Raw genomic sequence first — 21,218 nt, 5'->3', positions numbered from 1 at the left:
TAAGTACCGCCGAAGCCTTGGCGTTCCTAAGCCGGAATGTGGTTGATGTATTATTTCTGGATGTTCAAATGCCCGATATGCTCGGAACAGATTTTGCGCGATTAATCAAAACTACCCAAACACATATCGTTTTTGTGACCGCATATCCCGACTACGCCGTGGAAGGTTTTGCGTTACAAGCACTTGATTATCTGCTCAAACCAGTGGAATTTGGACGTTTTTTACAAGCCTGCAATCGGGCGTTGGGACAACTTCCCAAGAAAGCAGGCGAGCCGTCAAGTATTTTTGTAAAAGATGGCTATGATTGGGTCCGGGTCAACCTTGACGAAATTCTTTATATTCAGTCAGACTCCAATCTGCTGTTTATCTACGAACGTTCTCGCAAAATTACAACCCGAATGACGCTTAACGAGATGTTGACCCAACTACCGGCTGCTCAATTTTTGCGGGTGCATAAATCGTATTTAGTGGCATTGAAAGCGATTCAGAAAATGGAACGCCATCAAGTGACCGTTGGTAATGTGACCATTCCGCTGGCAGGCAGTTACAAAGCAGAATTAGAAGAACGGCTATTGAGGTAAAAACCTATCCCTTCAACGCCTTCTGATACACCTTCAAACACCGTTCCCGCGCAAAAGCATGATCTACAATAGGTTCCAGGTAGCCAAAATGGCTGACTTCAGGGACCCATTTCTTAATATAAATGAGTTGGGGGTCAAATTTTTGGGTTTGAGAAGTAGGGTTAAAAATCCGAAAATAAGGCGCGGCATCTGTTCCCGACCCTGATGCCCACTGCCAACCGCCGTTGTTGGCCGACAAGTCAAAATCTAGCAATTTTTGGGCAAAATAAGCTTCTCCCCAACGCCAGTCAATGAGCAAATGTTTGGTTAAAAAACTCGCCACAATCATTCGGACGCGGTTGTGCATAAAGCCCGTAGCATTTAATTCTCGCATTCCTGCATCCACAATCGGATAACCCGTTCGCCCTTCACACCACGCCTGAAACTGCGCCTCGTCATGCCGCCATTCAATTTTATCATAATCGGCTCGAAAGGCTTTGCCCTGACCTATGTGCGGACAATGCCAGAGGATTTGCATGTAAAAATCCCGCCAAATCAGCTCATTCAAAAACGTTTCGTTTAGCTTTTGAGCTTCACGAACCAATTCACGAATCGAAATCGTCCCAAAACGTAAATGAACACTCAACCGAGATGTACCGGGAATGGATGGAATATCGCGTCGCTCTTTGTAGTTTTCCAGAAGTTCTTTCCGTACTTCCTTCGACGGAAACGGTTGCCCCATCGCTTCAAATCCCATGCTTTCGAGCGAAATAATCTCTGAGGGTTGTGTTTTCAAAAAGGCATCGAAATAAGCCTCAGTCGGATAAGAACGCAGGTAAAATTCATTTACCTTTTCTTTCCATTTACGGCTGTAGGGCGTAAAAACGGTATAGGGTGTACCTGCGCCGCTCAGCACTTCGCTTTTCTCAAAAATGCACTGGTCTTTGTGCGTGTAAAAAGCAATGCCTTTTGAATTGAGAAATTCTCCAATTGTCTTGTCACGGACAATAGCGTAGGGTTCATAATCGTGGTTGGTATGTACTTCTGCAATCTCAAATTTTTCCGTGAGTTGTTGCCAAATGTCAAGCGGTTTTCCGTAGTTAACAGCAATTGTGCTGCCCATTTCCACCAACTTCGTCTGTAACTCACCCATGGCTTGGTGAATAAACTCTACGCGGCGGTCTCGTTTATCATCAAGTTGGTCTAAGATTTCTGAATCAAAAATAAAAATAGGCAAAACAGGATTGCCTGATCTGAGGGCGTGATATAGGCCTGCGTTATCGTGTAAACGCAAATCGCGGCGATACCAAAAAAGTGTAATCGGTTGATTCATAAAAACAACGTAATCTGTTTTTAGAAAACTGCGCCGATGGAAAGAATGTTTCAAAACAGACCCTGTCTGAAGGAAACACGAAAGGGTGCCCAAGATTTAGAAGTAAAAAAAGAGGGTCTGATGCTTATTGGTAAAAACGTCATTTCCAAAACCATGAATCTTTCCAACTCACGCCGCGATTTCGTCAAAACTGCCGCTGCTACCTTGCTTGCGCCCTCCATTATCACTTCCGTTAAAGCTCAGCCTGCCGATGGCGACATCATTGGTCACGGCTCGCACCGTTATAAAATTCAGGCCAATTGGGGCAAGCTGGATGCTTCCCAATTTCCCGTCAAAAACTGTCACGAAATGGTGATGGACAGCAAAGGGCGGCTGATCATGGTAACGGACGAAACCAAAAACAATATTTTGGTGTATGACAAATCGGGTAAACTTCTGAACAGTTGGGGACACGAATATCCGGGTGGACACGGTCTGACACTTTGGAATGCCAACGGAGAAGAGTTTTTGTTTATCTGTGACCCTAATTCAGGTAAAGTAACCAAAACCGACATCAACGGCAAGCCGCTTTATACCATTGAACATCCATCAAAAGTAGGTGCTTACAAACCCGAAGACAAGTTTCTTCCCACCGAAACTGCCATTGGACCCAACGGTGACATTTACGTAGCCGATGGATATGGTTCACAGTGGATTTTACAATATACTTCCAAAGGAGAGTTTATCCGTAAGTTCGGCGGTCCCGGTGATGGAGATGAGCAATTCGCTACGGCACACGGCATCACGGTTGACTATCGCAATAAAGCCAATCCAACGCTGCTTATTACTTCGCGCGTCCATAACGCCTTCAAACGCTTTACCTTAGACGGCAAATACCTTTCGACTATCTTCTTGCCCGGAGCCTTTGTGTGCCGCCCTGTCATTCACGGCGACCATTTATTTGCCGGGGTGTGTTGGTCGCGTTTACGCTATTTGAATCAAACCAACAATTCTGGTTTTGTAACGATTTTGGACAAAAACGACAAAGTAGTTTCCAATCCTGGCGGAACAAAACCCGAATACCGCAATGGCCAGCTTCAGCTGATGGTTCAGGACAAACCAACTGTTGACGGCATTCTGATGCACTGCCATGACGTGTGCATTGACAATGACGAAAACATCTATATCTGCCAATGGAATGCCAAACAGACTTATCCAGTGAAGTTAGCAAGGGTGTAAGTGGAGCAAAGCCTATAGGAGTTTGTACAATCTCATCAATGTAATTGTACTGAAATTTCTGATTTTCAGTACAATTACATTGACAGTATGGGACAATCAGGCTAACGAGCCATTAAATAGATTTTGGGGAAATAGTTCTACAAAAATGGATTAGCATGATTTTTTTACGTTAAATTTACGTTGAGGCTCTTCAAATTATCAAAATACCCTACTCAACACAGGTAAGAAAACCAGTACTGCTATGAAATTCATCCTGACTGCACTATTTATCACCCTTACATTGGGAATACAGGCACAATGTCGCCCCGCTACGGAAACAGAAAACCAAGCGTACGAGCGAGTTGTCAAGGAACTTCAACGGCAATTCACGGCTAAAACTCCCGAAGGCAATTGGAAAGTATTTGACGAAAAACACTCCATGGGCAGCTTAGAAGTTACTTCAGAATGGGGTGGATTTGTTCACTTGTGCAGCGATCGGTACGACCTTTTGATGGAACGTGCTGACGTAACCGCCGCCCGAAAAGCCGAAACGGATACTTCAAAATCAGTCAACAAACCACAAACTTCCCTCTATGTTCCGCGTGATACTATGTATCGCGAAAATCCCAACGCTATTGCCCAACGCTCCAATGATACCTATTCTGTAAGTGTAGAGATGAATTTGGGTAACTACCGCCTGCAAGACACCGAAAGTGCCCGTATCATTGAAAACTCCCAAACCATTCCCGTAACAGGTGCTCCATTGGCCTTGGAAGTGCGTCTCAAGCCTGATCTTGAAGGAGCGGTTGGCCGTCAGGAAACAGTAGTTTTACTGGGCGGTTGGAATACCAAACCCGTTCAAAGAGGACAAGATACCCGCTATCAGCCTCATTTCAAAAAAGGAGGAAATTTGGTTGAAAACGTAGTAGTAACTATCACCGCACCTTTCGAACTCGCCCGCCAAATTGTGAAACAGATAGACTGGAAAGCCATTAATGCTGTTTTGTTGAAGTAGGACAATCTGATTTTCTCTTAGATTTTAAACAGCGAATACGCCAAATTTCGGGTCGACGATAAATCAAAGGTATAAGTTGCCGAAGAATTAGGGACTTTCACTCTTACTTTGTAGTTGAGGGTACCCGCAGGTAATTTTCCTGCCAGATGCGTAAACAAAAATGTCTGCTGCTGCGCATTATACGAGCCAAAAACCATCGGATACGACTGGTTGTTTTGAAAAAACCCTCCCATCCACCAGCCATTATAGTGAGCCTCAAAAGGGGTTTGAGGGTAGCCTCCCGTAATCCATGTTTGCCCTCCGTCGGTACTTACATCCGTAAAAATCAAGGTCTGGTTTTCAATATGTGTTTTGTAAGGGGCTATTTTCTTCTGAGCCAAAATAATGCTTTCCCGCACCATCGTATTGACTTTCCCAATCGTATTGGCCTCCCAATTGACTACACCATAATTCTGTAAATTGGTAAAGCCAACAATCGCATCATAGATTCGCTGTTCAAAAATATCCGTTGTCGCTAACGAATAAGGACTGTAATTGTAGGTACGTGGCGTCGGCTCCCAGTTGATAAAACCTAATTTGGTAGGTTCATGATAACGAGCACAATAAATCGTACTCCAAATCAGTAATAAAAAGTGATCATCGGTTTGCCAAACAAGTTCGGGTGAACTGGTGGTCAACTCAATCGTATGCGTACCCACAGGGAACGTAACTTCGGCAAAACCCCGCCAATGTTGGAAAGTAACGCGATATTCACGGTCAGCCAACCGAAGGCTTCCATCCTGTGCATGGAGAGTAATCCGAGCGCGACGATTGCCAGTAGCTGCATCAGCACCAATATCCACCACATGATAACGCGTCGGCGGACCCGTAGTGACGTTGGTTTTAGGGGTATTTTTCAAGCGGATAATGTCAGTATTGCCCCAATAATTGTTTTCTGAATCATACTTTAAAATAGCCCACATGGCAAATTGCTGCACAAAATCCCAGCTTTCCATGTAGTTCAATTCTTCATTGACCGCCCGATTATTAATGTTATTACGGAGTTTCCAAATTGGGTTATTGGGTACCCCCCAATTGGAATTTATATTACCGTTGTCATCAAATTGCTGAAAAATAAAGGGGTCCATCTGGTTGATGGGGCCCGCCCCATATTGCCACAGTTTCGCATTTTTACTGTACAACTTTGTTTTGTAAAACAACTCCGTAAATACATAACTCCAACGATGCTGCACATAATTAAAAAATTGTTCATCATCTAAATTTTTAAAATTAGGGTCGGTCCCACCGTTTAAATAATGACGATACTTACCGTTTTCCCATACCTGCCTGCCTCGAAGAATTGATAGCCATTCAGCATTGGAAAAAGTTTCGATATCCCAACGTAAAAAACCCATGCGGGAATCTCCCGCGTATTTTCCACGCCGGTCTAATTCATGGGGAGTGAGTAAAAACGGATTCCATTTACCAGCTTCATCTACGTTGTCAATGGTAACTGATAAAAAAGGAGCATTGAAACACCTGAATCGCTGACCCTGAGCAGATAATGTTCGATTAGGGTCGGGGGAATAAATAGGATTTTTTCCAAACGACTCTCCGTCCACCGTAAAGGCATCTCTAAATGCACCCTCATTAATATCTGAATAGCGATTTTCTTTGGGTTTTCCTTCGCCTGTCCCACCAAAAAATGCCTTAAAGCCGAAATCTCTAAAATCAGTAATGTCGTCCCAGACCACTTTTTGGGGTTCAAACAACTTGAGTAAATGTCGAAAAGGTTCGTTAGAAGCAGTACTCGACAAATCAAATATCCCCAACTTAAACGCCGGTGTATAACCTTGAGGATAGCCACCCTCATCAGGTTCGTATACTACCACATCGGGAATGCCTTGTGCAAACAAAGCTCCTGCCAACAGTTGTATCAATAGAACGATATAAAGTTTGTTCTTCATCTTTTTATCCTTTCAACATCAGAATCTCACTCCCGAAAATAACCCATTGTTTACGGCCCAAAGAATCTTATCCAGTGCGTTCACTTCACCATCCATGTTGGCATCACTTGACAAATAGCGGGCAAACAGCCCATTATCGCGTTGCCAAACCGAAATATCATTGGCATTTACTTCATTTCCAGTCGTAACTTTTTGAAAGTCTCCCGCATACATCATATAGCGATTTTCAGTAACTTTCTGACCAATTGCTGGCATATTGGACGGAATGTAGGACTGATTAATGGTGAAATCATAAAAGAAACCTCCATTGATAAACAAGGTAGGAGTAGATGAAACGATTCCAACATGATTTCGATGCTCTACAGCGACATAATAGTTCGTAAATTCCCTCAAACGGCTCGGGCAGCCCGTAACGACGGAAACCCCGTCGCTCTGTAATTGTGCCGCCGCTTTAAAGACGGTAGTTACGGGGTCAGCCCGGTCAGTTCGGAGTGATACTAACACCCAATCCGTAATATTTGATTCATAAGTACTTATGGCTTCGTTGCCATTATAATACCACGGGAAGCCAGAGTAAGGCTGTTTGGAAGGAGTTTTTAATCCCAATGGACTCGTAGGAGTTTGTCCCGGCAAAAGTCCCTGCTCATTTAATTTAGTTGTCATTGTTCCAATGCCATACCGATAAGCCCCTTCCAATAAAACCCGAATGCTTCCTACACTTTCAGGAAGAGAAATAGTCCGTACCGTTAGTTGAGCCGAACTTATACATCCGGTACTTAACTGGGCAGTTACGTAAAAATCTGTTTTAGTGGCGTCCAGAATTACATTGGTTGGGGTAGATAGAATAGGCCCGTCAAAGCTGCCTTTCCTCCAAATTGGATTTACAAAACTGCTGTAATTGGCAACCATCAGGGGAAGTGAAATAGGCCCGGTATGGCAAATGGTTGTATCTGATGGGACTTTTAGAGGTAAACACGACTCCAATTTCCAAATTTCAGCCCCTTTTTTGCCGTCGTCAGCCGTGAAATAAATCGTATCCACTACCGAAATCATATTGCTGATGGCACTTCCGTCTCCGCCTGCTTTAAGTTCAAGCACAGGGGTTGTACCCGTCTCTTTTCCGTCCGATTTCCAAAGTTCCTGCCCGCTTGTACCATCATTTGCCACGAAATAGACATTTCCTTTTAGGTCATTGAACATAAATGGAGCACTGTTGGAGCCTTCCCCTCCGGGACGAATATTTTTTACCATTACTGTCCCTGCCACCGTTCCGTCTGATTTCCAGAGCTCCTGCCCCGTTATTCCATTGGTAGCTGAAAAGTATAAGGTACCTTTTATATTTTTCAAAAAACGCGGGTCTCCGCTTGCGCTGCCGATCTGTGTTTCGGCAACCAATGAGGTTCCCGCAGCGACACCGGTTGATTTCCAAAGTTCAATACCCCTTACGCCGTCGTTTGCTGAAAAATACAGTATCCCATTTACGTTCGTCAAAAAATGAGGCATTGAATTAAAACTTCCTGACCAAATATCTCTCACTAATACAGTACCGTTCGTCGTCCCATCCGATTTCCAAAGTTCATATCCATTGACGCCATTATCTGCCGTAAAATAAAGTACGCCATTCATGTTGGTCAGTGATTGTGGAGAACTGCTTGCCGGCCCTGAGTTAATGTCCTTCACAAGTACTGTTCCCGCCGCTGTCCCGTTAGATTTCCAAAGTTCATAGCCGTTGGTACCATCGTTGGCAACAAAATACAGTGTTCCGTTAATGTTGGTAAGATTTTGCGGATTACTTTCCGCCGTCCCCACGATAATGTCTTTAACTATGACTGTTCCGGCATCCGTCCCATTTGATTTCCACAGTTCACTGCCGCGAGTGGCGTCTGTAGCTACAAAATACAGCGTTCCATTGACGTTGGTAAGCCCACCGGGCGCACTTCCAACGCTACCCGGATAAATATCTTTGACACGAACAGTTCCTGCCGCAGTTCCGTCCGATTTCCATAGTTCAAAACCATAACTAGACTGGTCAGCAGTGAAATACAGCAAATTGCCCGCACTTGTTAATCCGTAAGCCGTTCCCGGCAAATCTGCAATTTTAACTGTTCCCGCTGATTTTCCCGTTGATTTCCAAAGGCCAACTGTCGTCCCGTTCTGTTTTGCCGTAAAATATAAAACTCCGTTATGATTGGTCAAAAACCGAGGATCGCTCCCTGATGAAGTGGTCAATAGACCTGCGGGATCGGCTTGGACATTAATATCTTCTAAAAGGAGCGGAAATTGCGCCTTTGCAGCAGAAATAGCTAAAAATGAAATGAAGAATAAAAAACAGGCGACAACTGACTGAGCATGAGCTTTCCGTCCTGTATTCAGGGAGAATAGGCCAATAAAAAATGTACGGAAAAGTTGTTCCACTAGCACCGAGTTTTCTGTGTATCAAGAAAAGCGATACCCCTTTTTCACTAAGAAATGGGTAAAGTCAATTCTTATACAACAAAAAAAGTGCCAAAATGCCTAAGAAGCAGGGGATTTCATCCAAACAGCCATTCTACAGCCCGGGGAAATTCCTTTCCCCAACGTACTTCTGTATGCTCACCTTTAGGGTCAACTGAAAGTTTAAACTGTAAGCGGCTCGGCGACCAACCCTGGCGCTCAACTGCCTCTTTAAGGCGTTTCACGCTGGGTACCATATATCGGCCTTCTTTCCCACCTGCGTACATATACACCTTGGTTTCTAGCGGGTTAAAGAATTCTATGGAGTCAAAATAAATCTTATCAGAAACCCAAAGTGAAGGTGAAAAAACCAATAACCGACCAAGAGTCTCGGGGTACATCAGACCTGCATAAATACTGATAAGCCCTCCCATCGAACTCCCGCCGATTCCCGTAAACTGACGTTCGGGGCGAGTACGGTAATTTTTATCAATATAAGGTTTTAATGTTCTGACAATAAAGTTGGCATACTTTTTACCGGAACCTTTTCCAAATTTAGGATGGGTATAAGGGGCAAATTCATGCAATCGGTCTTCATCAGCATGGTCAATAGCCACAATGATAATATCTCCTTTTCCCTGCCCAGCCAGGATTGCCATTTTTTTATCAATCTCCCAATTGCCATACACCGACCCATCGCCGAAGAGGTTTTGACCATCTTGTAAATACAATACAGGATACGATTTGGTTGAAGTATGATAATCGTAAGGCAATAAAATCTGTATTCGACGTTTCCGATTTAGTTGAGGAATTTCAAACGCTTCTGAAACGGTTTCAATTGTTGGTGCAAATTTGGCATCAAACACTTGGCCATTTTTGCGCCAATGCGGCACAAAATCCCGTTGCATAATGCTTCTCGTGCGAATTTTCCGATTCTGAGGGGTTTCCCCAAAAGCGTCTAACTCCACTTGATCCCAACCGCCGCGCGTATATTTGTATTCAAGAGGTTGTTCAAACAAAAAATCAGAAGGGAATTGAAAATGGTATTTACCGATCTCAATTTTTTGCATCCGAAAACGCTCAATATCAGGATACCACTCACAAAAATTGCCAGAAATAAACACAGGCCGCTCATCATCGACTGGTGTAGTCAATTCAAGCGCCAAAGACGCATAACGATTACTCATTCCTCACAGGTTAATTGTGTCAGGTTAACACGTACAAAGATACGAATGTTTCAAAAAAACTTAAAAAGTCTATACGTAACTTATTTATTTGAAGATTGTCGGTACCAATACCGAATCACCACTTTTTGAAGCTCACGTTTAATAATCAATTCAGTTAAAAGTCCTAGATTAGAATATAAGGCACTGGGAATATTCTTTTTTATTTGTTTTTCAGTCAAATCTACCCGAATAAGCAGGTTTTTCAGAGTTCCTGCCTTTTTTATGTGTTCTTCAAGTACTGATTCAATGAATCCACAAATTCCCTCAAAAGAATAATTCTCTTCCGGATTTAAAGCTAACGGTATTTGTGCCGTTTGAAAATCTTTTAGTAATTGAAGAAGCAAATCCCGCAACAAGTTGGGCATCTTGAGATAGTTCTCAATCCCCTCTGTTGCCATTTGTGTTAAATCATCGGTTTTCTGCGACATGACCTGTCTAGTTTAAGATTTGCAAAATAAAACTTTTCTCCGATACCTTCCGTTATTTATAAGCCACATTAATCATGATTTTGTTATGCAATTTAAGTTGTTGAATCATAGAATATTTCTCTGCCTTTTCTTTTCACTTTTTTCTTTACCCTTTAGCCTCGTTTTGGCGCAACCCAAAGTCAATGTAGCTCAGTTGAAAGCCAAGTTCCCCAATGACGAAATGGCCTATGTGAATCGGTCTGAACAGGTCAACGTAGAAATAGTTAACGGGACTTTGCAAATTGATGTGCTTCATCAGGAAGATCGGGTGTTTTTGGACGAACGTGCCAGTGTATGGGCCGATGAACGCATTTACTTTTCCGATGCTTTTCAGGAAATCAAAGACTTGGAAGCTATTTCTTACGTTCCCGAAAAAGCAGGCTTCAAGCGAACAGTCGTTACAGATTTCAAGACGGAACGTCCCAGTCCGGGCGGAGGAATATTCTTTGACGATATGCAGGTCAAAAAATTTACGTTTCCTGGTGCTAAACAGGGAGGAATTGGAACGGTATCCTATAAAGAACGCATCAAGAATCCTTACATGCTTTCCGGGTTTGTATTTGGCAACTATGTTCCTGTTCTGAACAGCGATTTTTCCGTTACTTTTCCTACTTCCGTCAAAGTTTCTTATAAAACATACGGAGACATGAAAGGAATCATTTTCAAGCAAACTACTCAAAACGGTAAAACAACCTACGCTTGGAAAGCTCAAAACCTGAAAGCATCACCACTCGAAACCGAATCACCTTCCCTGCGCCATTATGTCCCGCAAGTGCTGCTGTTTATCGAAAGTTACACGGTAGATGGAAAAACGACTGAGGTGTTAGGAGATGTTCAAAAACTGTTTAATTACTATAAAAGTTTAGTCAAAGACCTTAATAAAAAACCCAACGCTCACTTGCAAGCCCTGACCGACTCTCTGACCCGTGGAAAAACGGAAGTGGAAAAAATCAGGTCTATTTACTATTGGGTACAGGACAATGTCAAGTACATTGCTTTTGAAGAAGGATTAGGCGGTTTTGTGCCTCGACAGGCAGCAGATGTATGCTTAAAACGCTACGGCGACTGCAAAGACATGGCAAGTTTAACTTCTACCATGCTCAATTTGGCAGGCATCCCGGCACACTTAGTTTGGATTGGAACGCGAGACATTCCTTATCGCTATGTAGAAAACCCTTCCATGAGTGTGGATAATCACATGATTGCGGCCATCAAACGCAACGGACAGTGGCAATTTCTGGATGCGACCGACGACCGCATTGATTTTGGGTTGCCTACTTCACACATTCAAGGGAAAGAAGCGATGATAATGACCTCCGAAGACAAGTATGAAATTGTTCCGGTGCCTATTGTTCCTGCTTCTCAAAATTTCAAACGAGATTCCATTGTGCTCTCTCTGGACGGAAAAACTCTGAAAGGCAAAGGGACATTGACCTTTAAAGGGTTGTGGAAAACATCCATAAAATCAGCCGTACAGTATCGCTCAGAACCTCAACGTGAAGAATATTATAAAGGACTTCTCAGCCGCGGCTCCAACAAATCGACATTGGAACAAAAAACTGTATCGGGCACCAATCAGCGTGACGTACCCGTCCGGTTTGACTATGCGTTCAAAGTGCCGGATTATGTTCAGGAAGCCGCCGGAGAGTTGTTTATCAATCCCCACCTAACGCGCCCATGGGCTGATAAACGCCAGGAAAGCAGTCGTAAAAACGATTGGAAGCATGAGTTTGCGCACAGCGAAGAAGATATTACTATTTTGCCGATTCCAGCCGGTTATGAGGTAACCAACTTACCGACCAATGCTTCTTTTACAAATCCTGATTTTGGATTTAAGTTGAGTTACGAACAAAAAAACGGACAAATCATTGTCCGCAGTCACTTGACTTTAAATACTTTGTTGGTTAAAAAATCCAGTTTTCCTGAATGGAACAAAATGGTAGCTGCACTTAGTGAAGCCTATAGCGAGGTGATTTCGTTGAAAAAGAAATAACAGAAAAATAGGAAGTTCGCGATTTATCATCACTCTTGATAAATCGCGAACTCTGGGTTATTTTTTCTTTTTTGCCAGTAATCTATCTGCCAAGTCAGGGCGTTTGAGTTTATTCAGGCGGCTCCGTATCAAATCCCTGAATTCAGGTTTGTACCAAAAGAAAAAGCGATTCTGATTCTGTTTTTCTTCCTTTGTTTTGGCCGTATAAATAGGCTTCAACGTGTAAGGATGAACCCCGGAATAATAAATTACCTCCGCTACCGTCATGGGGGTAGGTGTAAAATCCTGCACTTGCTCCAACCGAAAGCCTAAATCCTTGGTCTCTGCTGCCAAATTGGCCATATCAGCTTCTTCACAGCCTGGATGAGACGAAATAAAGTAAGGAATCAGCGGCTGATTCAGATTATGCTTATCCGAAATTTTATCGTATTTCTCTTTGAAAAGCTTGAAATATTTAAACGATGGCTTACGCATCACCCGCAACGTATCATCGGAAGTGTGTTCGGGAGCTACTTTCAATCGTCCCGATACGTGGCGCGTAATCAACTGCTCCATGTACTCATCGTGATTGTTGTCTTTGTTGTTCTTATTAAAATCATCCACTAACAAATCATACCGAATTCCCGAACCGACAAACGCCTTTTTGACTTTGGGATGTTCATCTACTTTTCGATAAATCTCCGTAATGGGCTTGTGCGAAGTATCTAAGTTGGAACAAATCACCGGATGAATACAACTTGGGCTGGTACAACGCGCACAAATAGCTTCATCTTTCCCCTTCATGCGATACATATTGGCCGAAGGACCGCCCAAGTCAGAAATATAGCCTTTGAATTCAGGGTGTTTTGTTACTTCTTCCACTTCCTTCATGATAGACTTCTCACTACGCGAAGCGATAAACTTACCCTGATGCGCCGAAATTGTACAAAAACTGCAACCGCCAAAACAGCCTCGGTGCATGTTAATGGAAAACTTGATCATTTCATAGGCAGGAATCGTACCGCGATTTTTGTATTTGGGATGCGGCAAACGCGTATAAGGCAAATCAAAGGAGGCGTCAATTTCCTGTTCATCCATGATTTTGAAAGGTGGATTGATAACCAAGGTTTGCTCACCCACCTTCTGAATGATTCGATTGGCCTGCCACTTATTGGACTCTACTTCTACGATTTTGAAATTGGCAGCGTACTTGATTTTATCTTCCAAACACACCTCATGGCTCGACAACTCTACCGTTTCCCAGTTTTTATGATTGGAAAGTTCAGTGGCGTTACTCTGCAAATAAGCTACTTGATTAATGTCGTGCAACGACGAAAAATCCTCTCCGTTTTTCAACCGTTTCAGCATTTCACGCAAGGGCTGTTCTCCCATACCATAGACCAAAAGGTCAGCTTTGGAGTCAGCCAAAATAGTTGGCATCAATTTATCCTGCCAATAGTCATAATGTGTTACGCGTCGAAGCGAAGCTTCAATTCCCCCAATCAATACGGGCACATCAGGGTATACGTCTTTTAAGATATTGGTATAAACAGTGGTCGCATAATCAGGTCGAAAACCCGCTTCTCCGCCTGGTGTGTACGAATCATTGGAGCGCAGGCGCTTATTAGCGGTATAATGATTCACCATGGAATCCATGCAACCTGCCGTAACGCCGAAGAAATACTTGGGCTTACCGAATTTCTTAAAATCCCGTAAATCGTCTTTCCAGTTGGGCTGAGCTACAATCGCTACCCGAAACCCTTCACTTTCCATGATTCTGCCAATGACGGCAGTTCCGAAAGCAGGATGATCGACGTAAGCATCACCAGAAATCAGCACAACATCCACTTCGTCCCAACCTCTTTTTTCAACCTCTTTTTTGGTAAGTGGTAACCAGTCAGTGATGGGTCTTTCTATCATGATACATGTATTTTGTCTTGCGAAATGGAATTGATAAATGGTAATCTTAAACCAAAAATAAGCTGAAATAGTTTTAATTACCCCGCAACTAAAACAGTTCACAATCTACAATACATAACATACTGTAAACTGTGAACTGCATATTGTAAACTGCTAACTATCGTGCTACTTCGATATTGACTGTTTTACCTTTAATGGTATTACCCGTCATAGCTTCTACCACTTTACGAGCATCGCGTTCCGGTACATCCACAAACGAATAGGCATCGAAAATGTCGATTGAACCAATTACCCGACCCGGAATACCTGCTTCACCAGCGATGGCACCTACGATGTCACGCGGTTGAACGCGGTCTTTACGACCTACACTCACAAATAAACGTACCATACCAGGATCGTTGCGTTTAGGACGATCTCCGTCACGTTCACGACTCTCACGACTCGGACCTCTATCGCCTCCTCTGTCACCAAATCTTCCTGAACTGCGCTCATCGCCTCTGCCACCGCGGTCTTCAAATCTACCACGTTTTTCAAAACCTCTCTCTGCCGGACGACGATCCGCATCCCATGCCAAATCGTGATCGGCAAATTCGCTTTTCTGAAGGCCCATGTTGATTTTAACCAATGCTGCTACAATTTGTTCCGTAGTGAAACCAGTCGTATGGTGCAACATACCCAACATGTCTTCATACAAATCCAAATCGCCTGATGAAACGGCTTCTTCTACCTGCGCAATAAAACGAGCTTTACGCACACCTACGATATCTTCAAAAGTTGGAATAACTCCTTTGTCAATTTTCACCTTAGTATAGGTTTCGATTTGACGCAAACGAAATTTTTCATCTTTAGCTACCAACGTCAATGCTTTACCAGTTAAACCCGCCCGACCTGTACGACCAATACGGTGAACGTAATACTCTTCGTCCAAAGGTAAATCGAAGTTAATAACCGCATCAATACCCGACACGTCAATACCACGAGCGGCTACGTCAGTAGCTACCAAGATATTGGCTGCTGCCGAACGGAATTTCGCCATTACCTGATTCCGTTGCGTTTGACGCAAATCACCGTGCAAACTCTCCACTGAATATCCTTTCGCCGAAAGTTCTTCGGTTACTTCATCCACTTTACGTTTGGTATTACAGAAAATAATGACCTGTTTCAAATCATACGCATCCAACAAACGGCAGGTTACTTCAATTTTGGCGCGTTGTTTTACTTCAAAATAAGTTTGCTCAATATTTTCGTTGGTTACTTCCTTCCGCGTGATTTTAATCATCACCGGATCTTCCTGGAATTTTTGAGCTATGGCCATGATAGGCTTCGACATAGTTGCCGAAAACAATACCGTTTGGCGATTATCAGGAACGCTCTCCAGAATAGTGTCAATATCTTCCCGGAAGCCCATATCAAGCATTTCGTCGGCTTCGTCCAACACTACATAATTGACAAAATCCAATTTAAGCGCCTTACGCTCAATCAAATCCATGACACGACCGGGTGTACCTACTACGATTTGAGCTCCGATTTTCAAGGAACGAATCTGACGCTCAATCGAATCTCCACCATAAACGGTTTCTAATTTTAACCCTTTTTTGTATTTGGCAATACGACGCAACTCTTCAGTTACCTGCACAGCCAGCTCACGGGTAGGACAAAGCATCAATACCTGTGTACGCTTATCCGAAATATCTACTTTTTCAAGCGCAGGAATGCCGAATGCTGCTGTTTTGCCCGTTCCTGTCTGGGCTTGTCCCAATACATCACGGCCTTCCAAAAGGGACGGGATAGCTTCTGCCTGAATGGGTGAGGGTTTTGTAAAACCCATTTCTGTTACTGCTTTCAGGATTTCTTCCGAAAGTTCTAATGATTCAAAAAGTACTTCCATTGATTTTTTTGCGTGCTTACGCACAAGTTAAACGGTTATTAATATCCCGTTAATTGTTCGCGCGGTAAGCACAGCGTTGGCACCGAATGAGGTTTCGCCAGCGAAAACCATTCGACGATTACCTCCACTCGACGAGTTATGTAACTCGGCCCATCGGTGGATTACGATCAACAACAGGATTTTTAAAAATTGCCCATGCACGGAACACTCATGAAATCTCAGTGAGCCGGTGCCAAATAATTCGAAGCGTGATTTTCTAACAGACAAAAACGGGGAGTCCAATACCCCATAAGGAGAAAAAAACGCAGAGACGTTACGAAGCGCTCGGTGCAGTTATTTTTTTTGCAAAAGTAAGAAGAATATTCGATTTTTCCCAATAGACGCGATAAATTTTGTATTTTTTTAATATCACTTACACCTCACTTACACTTCCTGTTTCGCATTTCAGAACCCGTGCCGGATATTTTTTCAAGAAGTCATAATTATGAGTAGCCATCAAAATTGCGGTACCGGCCGTATTAATGGTTTGAAATACCTGCATAATCTGTTCTCCCACTTCAGGGTCCAGATTTCCGGTCGGTTCATCGGCCAACAGTATTTGAGGTTCATTTAACATGGCTCGGGCAATCACAACCCGCTGTTGTTCTCCTCCCGAAAGCTGATGCGGCATTTTTTTCTGCAACGTTCCCAATCCCACTTGCATCAGCACTTCAGAAATACGATTCTTAATCGTTGATTTATCTGTCCAACCGGTTGCTTTCAATACAAATTCCAGATTTTCTTCGACATTACGGTCAAAAAACAATTGAAAATCCTGAAATACAATCCCTATTTTTCGACGAAGGAAAGGAATATCGGCCCGTTTGAGCTTCTCAAGTTGATAGCCAACCGCCTTTCCTTTACCTGATTCAAGCCATAAATCTCCGTACAGTGTTTTCAGGAGCGAACTTTTTCCACTTCCGGTGCGGCCAATCAGAAATACAAAATCGCCTTTAATGATTTCAAAATTAACATCTGCCAAAACAAGCTTATTTCCGTTTTGGTAAATATCAACGTCTTCAAGTTGAATAATGGGTTCGGAAGAAAATGCGGTCATAATTTAGTAGTGAGAAGTGAGAAGTGAGAAGTGAGAAGTGAGAAGCAAATTTATATTTTATTACTGGCTACCCACTCCTGACTACTCACTCCCATTTTTATTGATTCCCTTTTTTATAATCGGCCAAAAACTTCTCCAGACCGCTATCGGTTAGGGGATGCTTAAGAAGTGATGTAATTACATTGAGCGGGCAGGTCACTACATCGGCACCCAATTCAGCACATTTAAGCAAGTGAATAGAGTGACGTACAGAAGCAGCTAACACTTCGGTAGTAAAGCCATAATTCTGATAAATGGTAATGATCTGCTCAATCAATTCCATACCATCCATGGAAATATCATCCAAACGACCGATGAAAGGCGACACATACGTAGCGCCGGCTTTAGCGGCCAACAAAGCCTGACCTGCCGAGAAAACGAGCGTACAATTGGTTCGGATACCCCGGTCAGACAAGCTTTTAATGGCTTTAATCCCGTCTTTAATCATAGGGACTTTCACCACTATTTTATCGTCAATTTCGATGAGTTCATTGGCTTCTCTGATCATTCCCTCATAATCGGTGGAAATAACTTCCGCACTCACATCTCCGTCCACTATATTACAGATTGCTTTATAATGCGCCATCACGTAGGCTTTGCCCGTGATTCCTTCCTTGGCCATCAGCGATGGATTGGTCGTTACTCCGTCTAACACGCCTAAATCATAGGCTTCCTGAATTTCTTTGAGATTGGCAGTATCAATGAAAAATTTCATAATGAGCGTTTTAAGTTATCTGTCGCAAAGTTAGGTAAAGGTCTCGTTCCGTGAAATGTTTGAGATAAAAATGGTGTAAATAAGTCATTTACAAAGGCATTAAAATGCTCTTTAGATGTAATACGCTAATCCATTTTAATATTGAAAATTTGTATTATAAAAATTTATTATTGTAATTTGCTGTCTGGTTAAGGCGTTTGTGGACAACAAATACTTGGAACAATCCAAAAACCGTAGTAGGGAGTCTGTTACAAATTGCTTTTGCCAATAGGTAATCATTCACAAAAACAATTATCAACCTATGATGAACAGTTTCCCCTTAGTGGGCCGTGTATCTACTACACGACCTTGGGCCGTTGCAAGCAAGTATGTGCTGGCGGTTTTGCTATCGGTGGTGTCTTTAGGCGTATGGGCCCAAGACAGACAGGTGACCGGTAAAGTAAAAGATGCGAGCGGCACGGGCATGCCCGGCGTAAGTATCGCCGTAAAAGGCACCCAACGCGGTGCTAACACCGACGTAGACGGCAACTACAAAATCGCCGTTACCGACAATGCTACTCTCGTTTTCAGTTTTGTAGGCTACAAGTCGCAAGAAGTTGCGGTAGGCGGCCGCAGTGTAGTTGATGTAAGCTTGGCTGAAGACAACCAAGTGCTTAATGAAGTCGTTGTGGTAGGTTATGGTACCCAAAAGCGCCAGGAAATCTCGGGTACGGTATCCAGCATCAGTAACAAAGAATTTAACGCTGGTGTGATTGCCAACCCTCTTTCTGCCATTCAGGGTAAAGTAGCTGGTTTGACCATCAACCAAACGGGCTCTGACCCTAACTCACGTCCAACAGTACGTTTGCGCGGGGTAGGTTCATTGGCAGCGGGTTCTGACCCTCTTTACGTTATTGATGGTGTACCAGGTGTACCCATTCAAAACATTGACCCTAATGACATTGCTTCATTTGATGTATTGCGGGATGCTTCTTCGGCCGCCATCTATGGTGCGCGTGCCTCTAACGGGGTTATCTTAATTACTACCAAACGTGGTAAAGCAGGTCGGGCTTCTGTTGACTACAATGCTTACGTAGGTGTGGACATGGTGGCGAAAGCTCCAGATTACATGAATGGATCTGAGTATCGTGATGCCGTGAAGAAATTCGGTTTCACACTTGTTAACGATCAGGGTGCGAATACGAATTGGTTCGAAAAAATTACGCGTAAAGCTCCTGTAACCAGCCACAACATTGCTTTCTCAGGTGGTACAGAAAACTTTAGCTACCGTGCTTCTATCGGTTATTTGAACCAACAGGGCTTAGTTTTGAAATCAGGTTTTGAGCGCGTAAGTGCTCGTATTAACCTGGATCAAACCGCTTTAAACGGTAAGTTAAAAATCGCGACAAGCCTGTCATTGATTAATGGTAAGCGTGATTATGTAAACTACGACGCGTTCACTTATTCTATCACTAACTTACCTACAGATCCTGTTTATACTACTGATAAGAATTTCCAAACTCCGGGCAGCATTGCAGCAGGAACAGGTTATTTTGAGCGTTTAGGTGAATTTGGCGCATTCAACCCGGTATCTCTTTTGGAGCAAACCACCAACTATTCTAAATCAATTGAATACTTAGGTAATGTAAATATGAAATACAGCATTACCAAAGACTTAGTGTTTGGGGTGAATGGCGCAATGAAAGGTTCTAATCAACAAGGGTATTACTATATTTCCCGCATTCCCAAATCTGCTCAAGCCGGTTTAGGTACTGCGAGCCGTTCTTCCGGCCCGGTTGACGCAGGCCCAAGTGCAGATAAATTGTTAGAGTTTACTTTAAACTATAACAAAACCTTTGGTGGATTGAATTTTGGAGCATTAGGGGGGTATTCATACCAAGATGTTGATTATGAAGGATTTAATGCTGTAAACAACAATTTTATCTCTGATGGCTTATCGTTTAACAACTTAGGTGCAGGGGCTGGTGTATCGCTTGGCCAACGTGCCAACGACGCAGTAGGTTCATTTCATAGTAATTACAAACTCGTCTCCTTCTTTGGTCGTGCCACTGCTGCTTTGAACAATAAGTATTTTGCTACGTTGACGGTTCGTCGCGATGGTTCAACTAAATTTGGTCAAAACAATAAATGGGGACTTTTCCCATCGTTGTCAGTGGGTTGGACATTATCCGAGGAATCCTTCTTAAAAGGAAATCCAACGGTTAACAATTTGAAATTCCGCCTAAACTACGGTCAAACCGGAAACTCAGAAGGTATTGCTCCTTACCGTTCATTGGCTTTGGTGGGTGCCAGCAACAAGTATTATGACAATGGTAACTGGTTACCAACCTACAAGCCTTCACAAAACCCTAATCCTGATTTGAAATGGGAAGTGAACGAAAACTACGGTGCCGGTATTGATTTTGCGTTGTGGAATTACCGCATTACCGGTTCATTAGATTACTACATTCGTAATACAAAAGATTTGTTGTACGAAATCACTGCCCCACTTTCCATCAAACCATTGTACCCAACTATTTTGGCCAACGTAGGTTCAATGCGAAACCAAGGTTTGGAATTGTCTTTGAATGCAGGGATTATTGACAAAGGTGACTTCCGTTATGATGTAACTTTCGCCGGTGCAACATTGAAAAATGAAGTAACTGCACTCAGCAAAGGTGAGTTTGTAGGATCGGATAAAATCTTTCTGTTCTCAGGGTTAGGTGCTGCCACTCGCGGTACTTCCGCAGTACCCTTCTCATTGATTAAAGTTGGCTTACCCGTAGGTTCTTTCTACGGTGGTATTGTTGAGAAATTGGATGATAAAGGACAATTTGTATTCAAAGATATTGACGGTGACGGTAAAATCAGTGAAAACGATGCTGACCGTGATTACCAGGGAAGTCCACTTCCTAAAGTTACCGCTTCTTTGACCAATAACTTTAGCTACAAAGCATTCTCTTTTAGCTTCCTGTTGAACGGTCAGTTTGGCAATAAAATCTTCAATGCAGAGCGTATGATGTATTCCAACCCCAACAACCGCCTTCCGGCTGAAAACACCATTCGTGAAGCTTTGACTTCACCCGTACGTGATACACGCACAGGTGCATTCAGCTACTTCGTAGAAGATGGCAGTTTTGTACGTATGGCTAATATGCGTTTAGGCTATACTATTCCTGCAAAAGGAGTATTGAGCCGTGCGCAAGTCTATATTTCCGGAAACAATTTGTTTGTCCTAACCAAATTCAAAGGGGTTGATCCTGAAATGAATACAGGTTTTGCTACTGCGGGTATTTATACCAAACAGCAGTTCCCTAAAGCCCGTGGTTTCCAAGTTGGATTTAACTTGTCATTCTAAAAAAATACGATGTTTAGACGCATCCTAAAAGTTCAAAACATCGTATATAAACATACTGTTACTGTTTTGTAGCA

The 21,218-nt window shown here is 43.0% G+C and carries 14 protein-coding genes; 5 read left to right on the top strand and 9 right to left on the bottom strand.

Annotated elements, in window-relative coordinates; genetic code table 11:
- Nucleotides 1-581, top strand: a 581-nt coding sequence (locus Q0081_RS00270) for a LytTR family DNA-binding domain-containing protein (protein ID WP_298348062.1), incomplete at its 5' end; no start/stop codon positions are given.
- A gap of 4 nt (nucleotides 582-585) precedes the next feature.
- Here the strand turns inward: Q0081_RS00270 and Q0081_RS00265 are convergent.
- Nucleotides 586-1,893: a deoxyribodipyrimidine photo-lyase gene (locus tag Q0081_RS00265; RefSeq protein ID WP_298348060.1), complete on the bottom strand. Its 1,308-nt coding sequence runs from the start codon at nucleotides 1,891-1,893 to the stop codon at nucleotides 586-588.
- Nucleotides 1,894-2,046: 153 nt separating this feature from the next.
- On the opposite strand from Q0081_RS00265, the gene Q0081_RS00260 reads away from it, so the two are divergent.
- Together Q0081_RS00260 and Q0081_RS00255 are read left to right on the top strand one after the other, a co-directional pair.
- Entirely contained in the window at nucleotides 2,047-3,111 is a 1,065-nt protein-coding gene (locus Q0081_RS00260) for a 6-bladed beta-propeller (protein ID WP_298348065.1), read from the top strand.
- Nucleotides 3,112-3,352: 241 nt separating this feature from the next.
- Nucleotides 3,353-4,105: a hypothetical protein gene (locus Q0081_RS00255; RefSeq protein ID WP_298348058.1), complete on the top strand. Its 753-nt coding sequence runs from the start codon at nucleotides 3,353-3,355 to the stop codon at nucleotides 4,103-4,105.
- A 17-nt stretch (nucleotides 4,106-4,122) separates the two neighbouring features.
- Here Q0081_RS00255 and Q0081_RS00250 read toward each other — a convergent pair whose 3' ends face one another.
- From Q0081_RS00250 to Q0081_RS00235, 4 genes are all read right to left on the bottom strand, one after another.
- The gene (locus Q0081_RS00250) at nucleotides 4,123-6,051 is read right to left on the bottom strand and encodes a hypothetical protein (RefSeq protein ID WP_298348057.1); all 1,929 of its coding nucleotides are present in this window, start codon (nucleotides 6,049-6,051) and stop codon (nucleotides 4,123-4,125) included.
- Nucleotides 6,052-6,069: 18 nt separating this feature from the next.
- Nucleotides 6,070-8,466 carry an ELWxxDGT repeat protein gene (locus tag Q0081_RS00245; protein WP_298348055.1) on the bottom strand — a complete coding sequence of 799 codons (2,397 nt, stop codon included), beginning with the start codon at nucleotides 8,464-8,466 and terminating at the stop codon, nucleotides 6,070-6,072.
- Between the two features lie 116 nt (nucleotides 8,467-8,582).
- Entirely contained in the window at nucleotides 8,583-9,671 is a 1,089-nt protein-coding gene (locus Q0081_RS00240) for an alpha/beta hydrolase (protein ID WP_298348053.1), read from the bottom strand.
- Between the two features lie 80 nt (nucleotides 9,672-9,751).
- Entirely contained in the window at nucleotides 9,752-10,138 is a 387-nt protein-coding gene (locus Q0081_RS00235; RefSeq protein ID WP_298348051.1) for a hypothetical protein, read from the bottom strand.
- Between the two features lie 163 nt (nucleotides 10,139-10,301).
- Here Q0081_RS00235 and Q0081_RS00230 point away from each other — a divergent pair, with 163 nt between their 5' ends.
- A complete protein-coding gene (locus Q0081_RS00230; protein WP_298348049.1) occupies nucleotides 10,302-12,170 on the top strand; it encodes a DUF3857 domain-containing protein in 1,869 nt (622 codons plus the stop codon).
- A 57-nt stretch (nucleotides 12,171-12,227) separates the two neighbouring features.
- On the opposite strand, the gene Q0081_RS00225 is transcribed toward Q0081_RS00230, so the two are convergent.
- The 4 genes from Q0081_RS00225 to fsa form a co-directional block, all read right to left on the bottom strand.
- Nucleotides 12,228-14,069, bottom strand: coding sequence for a YgiQ family radical SAM protein (locus Q0081_RS00225; protein ID WP_298348047.1), 1,842 nt, complete (start codon nucleotides 14,067-14,069; stop codon nucleotides 12,228-12,230).
- Between the two features lie 157 nt (nucleotides 14,070-14,226).
- Entirely contained in the window at nucleotides 14,227-15,957 is a 1,731-nt protein-coding gene (locus Q0081_RS00220; RefSeq protein ID WP_298348064.1) for a DEAD/DEAH box helicase, read from the bottom strand.
- 412 nt (nucleotides 15,958-16,369) lie between these two features.
- Nucleotides 16,370-17,053, bottom strand: a complete 684-nt coding sequence (locus Q0081_RS00215; protein ID WP_298348045.1) for a cell division ATP-binding protein FtsE — start codon at nucleotides 17,051-17,053, stop codon at nucleotides 16,370-16,372.
- A gap of 97 nt (nucleotides 17,054-17,150) precedes the next feature.
- Nucleotides 17,151-17,807, bottom strand: coding sequence for a fructose-6-phosphate aldolase (fsa, locus tag Q0081_RS00210; protein WP_298348043.1), 657 nt, complete (start codon nucleotides 17,805-17,807; stop codon nucleotides 17,151-17,153).
- A 301-nt stretch (nucleotides 17,808-18,108) separates the two neighbouring features.
- Between fsa and Q0081_RS00205 the strand changes: the two genes are divergently transcribed.
- On the top strand, nucleotides 18,109-21,144 hold the full coding sequence (locus Q0081_RS00205; protein WP_298348041.1) for a TonB-dependent receptor: 3,036 nt from the start codon (nucleotides 18,109-18,111) through the stop codon (nucleotides 21,142-21,144).
- The last annotated feature ends 74 nt before the right edge of the window (nucleotides 21,145-21,218 follow it).

It is taken from the genome of Runella sp. (assembly GCF_027484545.1).
Classification (GTDB): Bacteria; Bacteroidota; Bacteroidia; order Cytophagales; family Spirosomataceae; genus Runella.
Note: the sequence above shows the minus strand (reverse complement) of the source record. Positions and strands in the feature narration are given on the sequence as shown.

Excerpts from the sequence above, each read along its gene's own strand:
- Q0081_RS00235 (WP_298348051.1), bottom strand. The coding sequence starts at position 10,138 with ATGTCGCAGAAAACCGATGATTTAACACAAATGGCAACAGAGGGGATT.
- Q0081_RS00255 (WP_298348058.1), top strand. The coding sequence starts at position 3,353 with ATGAAATTCATCCTGACTGCACTATTTATCACCCTTACATTGGGAATA.
- fsa (WP_298348043.1), bottom strand. The coding sequence starts at position 17,807 with ATGAAATTTTTCATTGATACTGCCAATCTCAAAGAAATTCAGGAAGCC.
- Q0081_RS00250 (WP_298348057.1), bottom strand. The coding sequence starts at position 6,051 with ATGAAGAACAAACTTTATATCGTTCTATTGATACAACTGTTGGCAGGA.
- Q0081_RS00215 (WP_298348045.1), bottom strand. The coding sequence starts at position 17,053 with ATGACCGCATTTTCTTCCGAACCCATTATTCAACTTGAAGACGTTGAT.
- Q0081_RS00225 (WP_298348047.1), bottom strand. The coding sequence starts at position 14,069 with ATGATAGAAAGACCCATCACTGACTGGTTACCACTTACCAAAAAAGAG.
- Q0081_RS00265 (WP_298348060.1), bottom strand. The coding sequence starts at position 1,893 with ATGAATCAACCGATTACACTTTTTTGGTATCGCCGCGATTTGCGTTTA.
- Q0081_RS00240 (WP_298348053.1), bottom strand. The coding sequence starts at position 9,671 with ATGAGTAATCGTTATGCGTCTTTGGCGCTTGAATTGACTACACCAGTC.
- Q0081_RS00205 (WP_298348041.1), top strand. The coding sequence starts at position 18,109 with ATGATGAACAGTTTCCCCTTAGTGGGCCGTGTATCTACTACACGACCT.
- Q0081_RS00220 (WP_298348064.1), bottom strand. The coding sequence starts at position 15,957 with ATGGAAGTACTTTTTGAATCATTAGAACTTTCGGAAGAAATCCTGAAA.
- Q0081_RS00260 (WP_298348065.1), top strand. The coding sequence starts at position 2,047 with ATGAATCTTTCCAACTCACGCCGCGATTTCGTCAAAACTGCCGCTGCT.